At 42.0% G+C, this 12,822-nt stretch carries 12 protein-coding genes and 1 riboswitch; of the genes, 4 read left to right on the forward strand and 8 right to left on the reverse strand.

Annotation, left to right across the window (positions count from 1 at the left end; genetic code table 11):
- Positions 1–167 precede the first annotated feature (167 nt).
- On the reverse strand, positions 168–884 hold the full coding sequence (locus tag MHI44_RS00605; RefSeq protein WP_004399223.1) for a 3-ketoacyl-ACP reductase: 717 nt from the start codon (positions 882–884) through the stop codon (positions 168–170).
- Positions 885–1,034: 150 nt separating this feature from the next.
- Here MHI44_RS00605 and MHI44_RS00610 point away from each other — a divergent pair, with 150 nt between their 5' ends.
- The 3 genes from MHI44_RS00610 to MHI44_RS00620 all read left to right on the forward strand — a co-directional run bounded on the left by MHI44_RS00610 (position 1,035) and on the right by MHI44_RS00620 (position 2,757).
- Complete coding sequence (locus MHI44_RS00610) at positions 1,035–1,343, forward strand: DUF948 domain-containing protein (protein WP_339202660.1); 309 nt, start codon at positions 1,035–1,037, stop codon at positions 1,341–1,343.
- 66 nt (positions 1,344–1,409) lie between these two features.
- Positions 1,410–2,180: a hypothetical protein gene (locus tag MHI44_RS00615; protein ID WP_085187593.1), complete on the forward strand. Its 771-nt coding sequence runs from the start codon at positions 1,410–1,412 to the stop codon at positions 2,178–2,180.
- 43 nt (positions 2,181–2,223) lie between these two features.
- Positions 2,224–2,757, forward strand: coding sequence for a GNAT family protein (locus MHI44_RS00620; RefSeq protein ID WP_339202662.1), 534 nt, complete (start codon positions 2,224–2,226; stop codon positions 2,755–2,757).
- Positions 2,758–2,896: 139 nt separating this feature from the next.
- Here the strand turns inward: MHI44_RS00620 and MHI44_RS00625 are convergent, their stop codons facing one another.
- The 7 genes from MHI44_RS00625 to MHI44_RS00655 form a co-directional block, all read right to left on the reverse strand.
- Positions 2,897–3,889, reverse strand: coding sequence for an ABC transporter permease (locus MHI44_RS00625; protein WP_069322623.1), 993 nt, complete (start codon positions 3,887–3,889; stop codon positions 2,897–2,899).
- Complete coding sequence (locus MHI44_RS00630) at positions 3,883–4,629, reverse strand: ABC transporter permease (RefSeq protein WP_069322624.1); 747 nt, start codon at positions 4,627–4,629, stop codon at positions 3,883–3,885. Before MHI44_RS00630 ends, MHI44_RS00625 begins: the two co-directional genes overlap by 7 nt.
- A 9-nt stretch (positions 4,630–4,638) precedes the next feature.
- Complete coding sequence (locus MHI44_RS00635) at positions 4,639–5,577, reverse strand: ABC transporter ATP-binding protein (RefSeq protein ID WP_069322625.1); 939 nt, start codon at positions 5,575–5,577, stop codon at positions 4,639–4,641.
- Positions 5,578–5,592: 15 nt separating this feature from the next.
- A complete protein-coding gene (locus MHI44_RS00640) occupies positions 5,593–6,144 on the reverse strand; it encodes a MarR family transcriptional regulator (RefSeq protein ID WP_014479988.1) in 552 nt (183 codons plus the stop codon).
- 394 nt (positions 6,145–6,538) lie between these two features.
- On the reverse strand, positions 6,539–7,783 hold the full coding sequence (locus MHI44_RS00645) for an MFS transporter (protein WP_106073465.1): 1,245 nt from the start codon (positions 7,781–7,783) through the stop codon (positions 6,539–6,541).
- A gap of 93 nt (positions 7,784–7,876) precedes the next feature.
- Entirely contained in the window at positions 7,877–9,340 is a 1,464-nt protein-coding gene (locus tag MHI44_RS00650; protein WP_339202668.1) for an FGGY-family carbohydrate kinase, read from the reverse strand.
- 17 nt (positions 9,341–9,357) lie between these two features.
- On the reverse strand, positions 9,358–10,392 hold the full coding sequence (locus MHI44_RS00655) for a 2-hydroxyacid dehydrogenase (RefSeq protein ID WP_339202670.1): 1,035 nt from the start codon (positions 10,390–10,392) through the stop codon (positions 9,358–9,360).
- A gap of 83 nt (positions 10,393–10,475) precedes the next feature.
- Positions 10,476–10,567, reverse strand: a riboswitch (SAM riboswitch).
- A gap of 147 nt (positions 10,568–10,714) precedes the next feature.
- Here MHI44_RS00655 and MHI44_RS00660 point away from each other — a divergent pair.
- Positions 10,715–12,757 carry a molybdopterin oxidoreductase family protein gene (locus MHI44_RS00660; RefSeq protein WP_339202672.1) on the forward strand — a complete coding sequence of 681 codons (2,043 nt, stop codon included), beginning with the start codon at positions 10,715–10,717 and terminating at the stop codon, positions 12,755–12,757.
- Positions 12,758–12,822 lie beyond the last annotated feature (65 nt).

Consider the following 12,822-nt stretch of genomic DNA (forward strand, 5'->3'; position numbering starts at 1 on the left):
AAAAATAAATTTCGACTGAACATTTGGTACATAGTTTTCTTAGTTCTATTATAGCCTGCATTTACTGCTATCTTCAATTTAAACGATTGTCAGGTTTACATATCGCATTTTACCGGTACGGATTTCATTCAAATAAAAAAAACCTGTCTTTCGACAGGTTTTCATTTTTAAGGATTTGTTGACCATAATCCCGCTGTTTTGATGAAAATGCGTGGATCTAATTTCAATTGTGCCACCATGTACTCAGCAAGATCCTCAGGCTGCATAACTTTTTCAGGGTTACCGTCTGTTAAGTTCAATTCGATAGACATATCACTAGCGACAGTGCTCGGCGTTAACGCGCTGACTCTGATATTATGCTTTCTCACTTCTTGCATAAGAGACTCTGTTAACCCGAGAACGGCAAATTTAGAAGCGCTGTAAGCACTTGTTACAGCTGCTCCTCTTTGGCCCGCTGTAGATGAAATATTAATGATGTCTCCGGCTTTGCGTTCGATCATTTCCGGAAGCACCGCGCGCGTGACATGGTACACACCCATTAGGTTGACTTGAATAATATTTTCCCACTCATCGGCTGACAGATCTAAGAAACCGCCAAATTTGCTGATGCCGGCGTTATTAATGAGGATATCGATATCACCAAGCTGTTCCTTCACTTGAGCTACAGCTTGGTTAACCTGATCGGCATCTTTTACATCTGCAGCAGCAAATGCAGCTTTTACACCAAGCGCTTTGACTTCTTCAGCCACTTTTTCTACATTAGCGGAAGTCCGGCCAATTAACCCGATATTCACGCCTTCTTTGGCAAGCGCCAGAGCAGTAGCGCGGCCAATTCCTCTGCCTCCGCCTGTGATTAGTGCAGTTTTATGTTGTAAACTTTGCAATTGAAGCACCCTTTCTTTGTTTACATATGTACGATATCACATTATAAGTACAATACATCCAATACGCAAATCAAACGAACTGTGTAAATATCATTTCTTCTGATTAAAAAAACGGATACAGGGTAATGACATAAGAAAAGGAGTGAACATATGATTATTGTTTATATCAGTCTTGCAGTATTAGCAGTTTCTATTATCTTCTTAGGAGTTACCGTGATTCAAAACAAGAAAAAAATGGACCCTGCACTAAAGGAGCTTTCCTCTGTTACGCAGGCTATGCAAAAACAAATCGAAGGATTAAAAACAGAAACAGATCTGCTGACGCAAAAACAAAAGAAGATTCAGCAGGATGTCCAAATGAAAAAATCCGCGTTTCAGCAGACCGCAGCTGAAGTAAAAGAAGTTCCTAAAGCTGTTAAAGAGGTGTGGCAGGCTGGTCATTTAAATAGCAGGTCATGATGAATGATATCCCGTTGTTTCGATCAGAATGGACAATGGGATATCATTTTTTGAGGAGGCTTTCGCATGATTGTAAACCACAGTTGCTTAAAGGAGTTCGCAGAAAAACTACATTCTCTTCCCTCTTCACTTACAAAGTCGGATTTACTTATTTCTCCATTTCATCTCCATCAAGAAAATGAACTTGACATCTACTATTCACCTCATAATGAATATATCAATCGGACTGCTACGATTGTGATTGCCGGGATCACGCCGGGTTTTTCCCAGATGAAAACAGCGTACGAAACAGCAGTCGAAAGTCTGCGGCAGGGCCGCACTCTTGAGCAAATGGCGGTAGATACAAAAATAGCAGCGGGTTTCTCCGGGTCGATGAGACATAACCTTATCACCATGCTGGATTTATGCGGGCTGCCGCAAGCTTTTGGCATTCAAAGCGCCGCAAAACTTTTTGGAGAATTACGGCATATGCTCCATACAACTTCCGTTATTAAATATCCTGTCTTTATCCAGCAAAAAAACTATACCGGATACAAACCGGCTATCACTCATTCTCCTATTCTAAGCACTTATGCTTTTGGGCACTTCCCTGCGGAGCTTAACCATGTGACGGGACCAGCTCTTCTCATTCCGTTAGGAAAAGCGGCCGAAACAGTATGTGAAACATTGATCAGACAGCACAGCCTCCAGAATTTGATTTGCCTTAACGGCTTTCCCCATCCATCAGGCGCGAACGGCCATCGTTTGAAACAATTCAACAAAAACAAAGAGCAACTAGAAACACAAATTCGTTCCTTTGCTGCATTGGTTGATTTCGCTATAGAAAAGAGGAAATAAAAGGGATATGATAAACAAAAACACAAATGTGGGGAGTGGTTGAATGTTTCCTATATTAGAAACGGATCGGCTTATACTTAGGCAAATCACAGATCAGGACGCGGAAGCCATTTTTGCTTGTTTCTCAAACGATGAGGTGACACGCTATTATGGGCTTGAAAACATGGAATCTAAAGAACAGGCCATTTCAATGATTCAAACTTTTGCTGCCCTCTATCAAGAAAAACGCGGTATACGGTGGGGAATTGAAAGACTGGACACTAAAGAACTGATCGGAACAATAGGCTTTCACGCTCTGGCCCAAAAGCATAGGCGCGCGGAAATCGGTTATGAAATCATCCCGGAGCATTGGCAAAACGGATTTGCATCAGAAGTCCTTTCAAAGGTCGTATCTTACGGATTTTCTGCCCTTGGACTGACGCGTATTGGCGCAGTTGTATTTACTGCTAATGAAGCATCAAATCGTCTGCTTCTAAAAATGGGTTTTCAAAAAGAAGGTGTTTTAAGACAGTACATGTATCAAAATGGGACTCCAAATGATACAAATGTGTACTCTATTGTGAAACCAAGAGAATGACGGTATTCTCTTGGTCTGTGCCACATCCCTTTTCCTTTAAAATGTCCGATTCATGACCTGCATCAGCTGTGACGTTTTGATTCTTGATCAATCCCTACAAAATTTTCATCTCTTAAAACAATGCTAATAACTTTTTCCCCTACTCATAAATCCCTTTATTGGTTCTTCTTCTTGTGATAAAATCCCCAAGGAAACAAAACGCAGCCGACCACATCAAAATATAAATAACCTGAGTTTTGTATTCCCACATTGAATCCCCCATTTCTACCCCATGAATGAAAGTCATATACGCTTTTTGCGGCAGTATCGCACAAAGGGCATTCAATATTGGATGATGTGGAGCAAAAGAAATAAAACAGCCTGACAATACACACGTGATCACACTGATACCACTCGTCATCAAACTGATGTTTCGATCCATCACAGAAGCCATAAAGATAGCGAATGCTGTTGCAAGCACTGTAAGAACACCCAGTAACCCAGCAAGAATATTTAAACGGAAACCAATTTCAGCATGAAAGAGTACATTTGTAATTAGGATGGCCAAGTAAGTGGGTATGTATAAACATAAAAAAGTAAAGATAAACTGAACCAACAAATATTTCCCCACATGCACGGGAGACACTAAAATCCTTTTGAAGGTTTTGAGCATCCGGTCTTCTGGATATAACGCAGCTAATGCCACACCTTGCATCAATACAAGCATCATGATAAAGCCTAATATATTCGTTCCCGTTCCCCGTTCAGTCCTTAATTTATCCTCTCCCCGGTAGCTGCCTGGCATTTCTCCAGTCTCAAAAAATTGCTGAATCATTTTTTGATCCGCTTTACTTTTCAACGTGGTTACTTTGTAATCAAGTTGATTTTTTTCTACAATGGCTGCATATTTCCCTAACATCAGATCAGAAAACTTCGGCTTCTGATGTACCGTTACCACTCTAAATGCAGAATCACTCGGCAAATGATGAACTTCGTCCAGTTCTGTAACAAAAGCGATTGTTTCTTTGAAAACCGGCTTCCCGGAAAACATAATCGCAACGCCAATCATCAGAGGGATAATGATTAATGCAATGATAATAATGGCTTTTTTGGTCAGGATTCGCTCCCACCTGTTTTGGAATAAACTCAGCATATATATCCCTCCGGCTTAAATACAACATGAGAAACGGCAATACAAATGATTGAAGCCAATATTAGTCCTGACATAACAGGCTGCAGCATACTGAAATCATGATCATAAATGAGACGAAATGAACATTCTGTTACCCATTTAATCGGAGAAAGAATCGATATCTGATTGACGGTATCTCCAAATCTATGAATTCCGAAAAATACGCCACCAAAGAAAACAAAAAAAGCTATCGGAATTTGCATAATCCCATTCGCCTGTTCTTCATTCTTGAACAAACTGCAGAACATTGTGCCAAAACAGCAACCGAAAAATAAAAATACATACAATAAAAGCATGAAATACGTAAGATATTGTCCTCCAAAGTTCAAATGAAAAATCGTTTGGGCTATCAACACATTCATGCTGTACATAATGACACTGAATATAAAGGTTGATAGTAATTTAGAAAGATAGATACTAGTTGTCGAAACCGGCGCATACACAATACGAAGGTTCGCTTTCTTCACCTTTTCCTCCATAAACGTATTAGAGGTCGTCATAGCAATCAGAGCTGCAGTGAAAATCATCATATTCACTCCGTAATAATCATAAGAACTTACCCCGCCTGCTCCAAAGCTGCTTTTCGTAACAAAGCCCATGACCAGAATGAGAATGAAAGGAAAGGCCGTATTGGCTATTACAAGAACCGGATTCCTTAAAATATTCATAAAATCAAATGTTATCAATTTTAACAAACTCATTTTGCTCTCCTAATCTCTTAAATTTCTTCCCGTCAGCTCTAAAAATACCGTTTCTAACGATGCCTCTTTTTTGTTCATGTTTAGGATGCTGCAACCTTGGGCACTCAATTCTAATATGATTTCACTCAGGTGATCTTGGTTCTTTTGAACGGTAACATTTAGTTGATGGTCAGAGAAATCAACTCCTGTCACTCCTATGATTTCTCTAATCGAGTTTTTATTTAATCGCTGAACATGCGCCAGTTGAAAAGCGTATGTTATTTCTTTATTGACTTCTCTGTACAGCTCTTCTTTTGTTCCATTGGCAATAATTCTTCCTTCATTCATGATCATAATACGATCTGAAATCGCCTCGACTTCTTCCATATAATGTGTAGAGTAAATGATGCTTGCGCCTTTTGTTTTCAGCTCTTTTATCGATTCCAAAATGTGATGCCGGGATTGCGGATCGATTCCTACCGTGGGCTCATCCATGATAATCAGTTTCGGCTGATGGGCAATGGCGCACGCAATGTTTAATCTTCTTTTCATCCCGCCTGAAAACGTCTTTGGCTTGTCATCTTTCCGTTCATATAGCTGTACGAGCTCCAAAGCCTCTTTGACTCGGGCTTTCAGTTCTTCTCCTTTAAGAGAATAAAGACTGGCAAAAAAACGAACATTTTTCTCAGCTGAAATCTCCTCATAAATCGCGATATCTTGAGGCACAATCCCGATGCCTTTCTTCATTTCCTTTGACCCTTTTTTCACACTATGGCCCAATATCGAAACGTTTCCGGAACTGGCCGACAATACTCCTGATAAAATATGAATGGTTGTGCTTTTTCCTGCACCATTTGGACCTAGTAAGCCAAGCACTTCCCCCTCTCTCACTTCGAACGAAATCCCATCTACTGCCGTTTTGTTTTTATACTGCATTTTCAAGTTTTCTACTATTGCTACGTTGTTCATAGTTGGTTCTCCTTTTTACTTTCTCCGTTTTGCGAATTCCTGCAATAAATTTGTTTTCAAATTGTCTCGATTTTGTTCAATGTCAAAATCAGCAGCGTCTTCTTCAAAACCATCCTGTTCTTCTCCATCAAAACTGTACAGTTTCTTCAATAAAATCCACAATGTTTCCAGCTCTTCCGTCGAAAAGCCTTTAAATAGATCGGCCATAAAATACACCGCTTTTTCACCGCATTCCTCCATGACACGCTTTCCTGAATCAGTAATCTTCACATTAACTGCACGCTTGTCGCGTTTACTTGGTACAGTGATGACATAACCTCTTTTTTCAATACCGCTGACAAGTCTGTTGATGTTTTGTTTTGAAGTGCCTAATTTTTTTGCAATGTTGTTGAATGTCGTTTCCTCTTCCGGTAAATGCAGTATGGCAACCATCGTCATAAATTGCCTCGACGTTAAGCTTTCATAATAATCGTCTCCGCGTGATTGGATTTTGTTTAATGTGGAAAAAAGTGTAGCGTAAGACTGTTGCATTAAAAATAAATCTTTCAGTTCCTTAGAATAATCCACGATGTTCCCTCCTTGAATAGACAACTTATTGTCTATTAATCATAACATTTCTCGCTATATTGTCAATATGTTGTCTATTTTTCTTTAGAATCCCTCGATAATTAATAGAATAGTAATATTCTGATCGATTCAGAAAGAGTAATGTTGATGGCTCGTCATCGAGAATTCAATGAAGAATAAAGCGTTATGAATCTGTTTTGAGAGAACATTCGGGCGAGCTAAGACGTGAAATTAACGTGGAACAAACGGCTCAGACTTATATTCTGTTTCTTATCGGCTGACTGTGATGGTGAAATCCTGTCCAGATCAATCATTTTTGCGTCATTCCGTATCGGAAATCCTTACATTGCTGAACAAATGATAAAAAGCGCCCCTCAAACAGGGCGCTTTCTACTTAAGATGCATATTGAGGAGATGTATCCTCCTTTACTGCTTTTTCTTCAGGTATATGAATGCATTTCGTCATGATTGCACTCGCAACGTAAAGGGCCGCAAAGATCCAGACCACGCCTTGCGCGCCGACGAGACCGATGAACAGCCAAGCGAGTGCGGGGCCGACAAACGCTGATAAACCTGCAGCCAAATTCAATACAGACATGGCTGCCCCTTTATCTTTTCCTGCCACCGTCGGCACAATTGCACCAATAGGCACATAGCCTGCCAGCAAACCGCCCCAAATAAAGCCGATCACGCTGACAACCGCTAAGCTTCCGCCGGAGAAAACAGGTGCGTAGTATAATAAGAGGGTGAAAATGCCGCAGCCGACTCCGCCGAACCAAATAACAGTATTTTTCCAGCCGAATTTATCGCCGACAATACCAAAGATAAGGTTAAACACAATGTTCCCCAGGAAAATCGTTCCCCAAATTTGCAGCCACACATTGGTTGAAATTCCATGCTGGGCCATGTGCATCGGCAAAAAGACTGGAAAACCATATGTACCAATGCTGTTGATGATTCTGATGATTCCGCCTGTAAGCACGCGCGGATTTGTAAATAAAATCGTAACCCCTTTTAAAAGCTCCTCGGCTGTTTCTGATCTTTTTCTTTTCTTCTTTTCAAAACGGTCTTTATTGATAAACAATGCAAAAAATGCACCGAGACATACCCAGAAAATAGAGCTCCAAAGCGTATTCAAATAACCGAACGCTTTGATCGCGTAGCTTGAGTACCAAGCGCCGAACACAAACATGCCGAGGCAATATGCTATCCAAAACCAGCCGACAGCAGTGCTCAGTTTGCTTTGCGGTGTTCTGTAAATGACCCATGTCAAGAAAGAATAAGCAAAAAGCGGGTAACCTAACCCTTTTACGAAGTAAGTCACATACATCACTGGCAGGTTCAGCTGTTCAAATCCAAATACGATAAAAGCAGCTGTACCGATCACATAAAACAACAGCCCCATAAACATCGTTCGTTTTGCGCCAAATGCTTCGAGACATACACCCGAAAACCAGGAAGCTATGGCAAGCGCAATTCCGTATATACTAAAAATAGAAGCGGACTGCTGAACGGTGAGCCCGTTTTCGATCAAAAAAGGACTGAGCCAGCCTTGTTCAAGGCCATCTCCCATCATAAACAAAACAACCCCTAAAAATCCCCAGGCAAGCCGCTTCGGTATTCCTATTTTATCCAACATATCTGTCTCCTCCTTAGATGCTAATATTCATTACCGTATTACCTTATTAAAGTTGAAAATTAAATGATTCCTCAAAACAGCAGAAATGCCGTCTTAAATTAATACTTTGCTTTCTGATCCTGAAAAAAAGCGCTGTGTTTGCTTCCATTCCTCATATAAAGCCAATTCTATCTGACAGTCCTTCGGTTCGATCACCCGGACATTTGCTGACATCTCCTCCGTTAATTGAAAGGTTTCATTGCAAATGACTGCAGCACCGACGACAGATGCCTGATGATATCCCTCTTGGACATAGACCTTTTTTTGAAGAAGATCCGCGATATATTGAGTGAGCGCTTTGCTTTGGAATCCCCCTCCGCACACCCAAACATAGTCACGTTCAAACGGAGTAACCTCTGTTAAAATGTCAAAGTTCCATTTGATTGAAAATGCGATCTCTTCTAGCGCTGCACGTACAAAATGTGCCCTCTTTAAATGTGCTGACAGCGGGGCATCAAAAAGAAAACCGCCTCTCGTTAACGCATTCTTTTCAGCCGATAAATAAGAGCCGAGAGCCGCTACACATGCATGGTCTTCTTTTGCAAGTGCAGAAATCTCCTCCTCCATTACTTCGTACGTTTCATTCGGATAAAAAATCTGTTTTAATTTTTGATAATTCAAGCCGGTAATTCCCGGATTCGTTTCCACAAGCCAATGCCCTTGATCCGTATGACAGTTCAGCCAGGCTTTATGTTTTGTGTCGCCATGATCCGCAGTAATTTTGGTTATTGGCGTTGTTGTCCCTGATACAATGACAATGTCCTCAAGTCCAGCTCCGGTGCTTTTGACAGCCAGCTGTGTATCCCCGCCCCCTGCTATAACCTTAGCATTTATTGAAAGGCCTAATTCGGATGCATATTCATTTGCTATCGTTCCAATTGCTGTTCCCGCTCTTACAAGAGGCGGAAGGATAGATGGAGAAAAGCCGAAAATGTCGCACATCTCTTCTGACCAAGTGTTTTGCTTCACATCAAATAGCAGGGTTTCTGTTGCCTGTGATGGTTCATATGTTAATATTCCGCTCAGTTGGTACGTCACCCAATCACTGATGCTTGTAAAGCTTGCAGTCTTTTCCCATAAAGAGGGCTGGCGCTGTTTTAATCCATAAAGCTTGAGCGCAGAAAAAAGTGCAGTTGGCAGGCGGCCTGTGCTGCTGTATATCTCTTCCCGATCGGGAATGCCCGCCTCCCACTCTCGGCCGCGATTATCGATGTTCGGCAGCCCGAGAAAAGGATTGCCGTTTTGATCAATCAAAACAATCCCCTGTCTTTGGCTCGTCGATGTCAAACCAATGATGTCAATATCACACGAACGGGATAGCACACGTTTTGCCAAATTCATCACCTGCTTCCACAGCACCTGAGGAGAAAAATAACGGCTGTCCGGGTAAAGCGTCTCTGTGGAATACACGATGTCCTCCCATTCAACTGTTAAAACACTGCCGGTTACACTCACGACCGCTACCCTCGCATTGCCTGTGCCAATATCAAAAACGAGATAGCCTTTTTGTTTTTTCATTCTGTTAGCCTCCTTTCTTATACCCCTGTTTTCAGTTCGTCCTTGTTATACATTGTCGGAATATTAAGAGTTTTTTCACCCTTCCACTTTTTGAGGGCTTTATTCAGTATCGTCACGTGATGATCCTCCACTTCAAATGTTGCTCCAGCGAGATGCGGTGTTGCCAGAACATTAGGCAATGAAATCAATTCATAATCTGATTCCTCTGGAGGTTCATGATAAAAAACGTCTAATATCGCACCTCTGATTTTATGTTCTTTTAATACAAATAAAAGATCTTCACGGTTTACAACAACTGCTCTTGAAGTATTAACGAAAATCGCACTCTGTTTCATCAGATCAAAATATTGCCGATCTATCAGTCCGAGTGTTTCCTCAGTGCGAGGCAGATGGACAGAAACGATATCGCTGTCTGAAAACACCGTTTTAAGAGATGCTTTTTCATACAACGGATGATCGTCTTGAATGTATGGATCGTAATATTTTATCTTACAGTCAAACACAGTCAGCAGTTTTGCAATCCTTTGCCCGACTGCGCCGAACCCAATCATGCCAACCGTTTTTCCTGTTAGCTCATTTCCTTTAAATTTGACATAAGCCTGTAAGTAATCCCTGTCCCACTCTCCATCCTTCAGCCATTGATTCGAGACGCTGGTATGGCGGAGAAAGGTAATCACATTTCCAATAAACATTTCAGCAACGGCTTGTGCATTCCGCCCTGGTGTATAAAAAACAGGTATGCCTCTTTTTGAGGCAGCTGCCACATCCACATTGGAGGGCATTCCCCTGCAAACACCGACAAATGAAAATTCGGGAACAGAAGCAAATACGCTGTCTGTTACCTGATCAAGCTCAGTAATCAAGCCTGTCGCATTTGTTGCTTTTAGCAGCTGAATGAGTTCATCTTCCCGATATGCCCGGCCTTGTTCCTTCCAAGATTGATAAGCAACTGAGCCAAACAAGTTTTCTAGCTCTTTTCGTCCTTCTTCGTTGTACGGTGCTGTAACCAAAACCGTCATGGTGCAAAACATCCTTTTCATCGTATTTTTCATAAAAAAAATCTCTTTCCGAAGATGGAAAGAGATTCATATATAGGCGCGCTCTGTTACAGGCAGACGCCGGTATAAACCTTGCTTTCCTATCTTTCAAGCTGACGCTTGCTGGAATTGGCACAATAATGTTGCCGAGGTTTCATAGGGCCAGTCCCTCCACCTCTCTGGATAGAAAATGTTGAGTATGTAATTTTCAGAATAAAGAATACGTTTATCATAAAGAAGTCTCAGATTGATGTCAATCTCTTTTTTCAGAATTGACGTTATGATCCGAAATGTTATAATTCTTACAAAATATCTAACTAGAGAGAGGAACTGGGCCATGAAATCTTTTGCCACACAACAAAACGGCATTTTCAAATCCGTTTGCTCGCTGGACTGCCCGGATCAGTGCGGATTGTTAATACATAAAAAAGACGGGAAAATCGTAAAAGTGCAAGGAGACCCTGATCATCCTGTCACAGCCGGAAACATATGCAACAAAGTCCGGAATATGACGGAGCGCATCTATGATGAAAAGCGGCTGACTACACCGCTCAAACGAACAGGTGCTAAAGGCCAAGCGATATTTGAACCGATTTCTTGGGAAGAGGCAATCGATACGATCACCTCCCGCTGGAAACAGCTGATTGATGAAGAGGGAGCTGAAAGCATACTTCCTTACAGCTTTTACGGAAATATGGGGAAATTGACAGCTGAAGGAATGGACCGCCGCTTTTTTTACCGCATGGGGTCAAGCCAGCTTGAACGGACGATTTGCAGCAAAGCGGGATCTGAAGGCTATAAATATACAATGGGCATAAGCGCGGGAATCGATCCTGAGGAAACCATTCATACAAAACTATTTATTTTTTGGGGAATCAACGCGGTCAGCACAAATATGCACCAAATTACGATCGCCCAAAAAGCGCGAAAACAAGGTGCCAAAATTGTCGTGATCGATGTGCATAAAAATCAAACAGGACGTCTCGCAGATTGGTTTATTCCGATAAAGCCGGGAACCGACAGTGCACTTGCTCTTGGCATCATGCACATTTTATTTAAAGAAAACCTTCATGATGAAGCATTTCTGTCTGAGTACACGGTTGGCTATGAAGAGCTCCGTGAACACGTGAAACAATATGATCCTAAAAAGGTATCGACGATCACCGGTGTCAGTACCGAAGATATTTACCGACTGGCAAAAATGTACGGGGAAACCTCCCCTTCTTTTATCAGAATCGGAAACGGACCCCAGCATCACGATAACGGCGGGATGATTGTCAGGACGATTGCCTGTCTTCCGGCGATCACCGGCCAATGGCTGCACACAGGGGGCGGCGCAATTAAGCATAACAGCGGAATTTTAGAATATAACACAAATGCCTTGCAGCGGCCCGACTTATTGAAAGGGCGCACCCCGAGGTCGTTTAATATGAATCAGCTTGGCAAGGTGCTTTTGGAAACAGACCCGCCGATTCGCTCTCTATTTATTTACGGAACGAACCCTGCCGTCGTCGCACCCGAAGCAAACAAAGTCAGACAGGGCTTGCTGCGGGAAGACTTGTTTACTGTGGTTCATGATTTGTTTTTAACGGAAACGGCTGCATATGCGGACATTGTACTGCCTGCAACATCCGCTTTTGAAAATACTGATTTTTACACCTCCTACTGGCACCATTACATTCAGCTTCAGCAGCCGGTGATTGAGAGATATGGGGAAAGCAAGTCTAACACTGAGGTGTTCCGATTACTGGCTGAAGCCATGGGATTCACAGACCAGGAGCTTAAAGATTCAGATGAAGTATTAATCCGCCAGGCGCTTGACCATCCAGATAATCCGCATTTGGCAGAGATTGATTACGATGCACTCACTAAGCATTCATTTATGAAAGCAAAACGCGAAAAGCCGCTGTTTCCGGGCGAACTTCCAACGCCAAGCGGAAAAATAGAATTATATTCAGAAAAAATGAAACAAGACGGCTTCCCGGCTTTACCGACATATACACCTCTTGTAACCGATAATGAACATCCGTTTATGTATGTTCCGGGGCCAAACCATAATTTCTTAAACTCAACATTTTCCAATAATGAAAAACACATCAAGCTTGAAAAGACGCCAAAGCTCTTTATCAACACAAAAGATGCTGAAGAACACGGAATCGTTGATGGGGCACCTGTACGAATTTGGAACAGCCGGGGAGAATGCGAGCTGACCGCTGCAGTTGGAGAACAAGTGCTGCCAGGTGTCGTTGTCAGCCAAGGATTATGGGCGGATGAACAAGGAAAAAAACAGCTTGTAAACGCGCTAACCCCAGACAGATTGTCCGATATGGGCGGCGGCGCCACCTTTTTTTCAGGACGCGTGCAGATTGAAAAAGCATAAACGAAAAAACCGCCCAGAACATGTTCTGGCGGTTTTTTTTGGTTGATAATGAAACCCGGAGTATG

It is taken from the genome of Bacillus sp. FSL K6-1366 (assembly GCF_037976695.1).
GTDB lineage: Bacteria > Bacillota > Bacilli > Bacillales > Bacillaceae > Bacillus > Bacillus subtilis.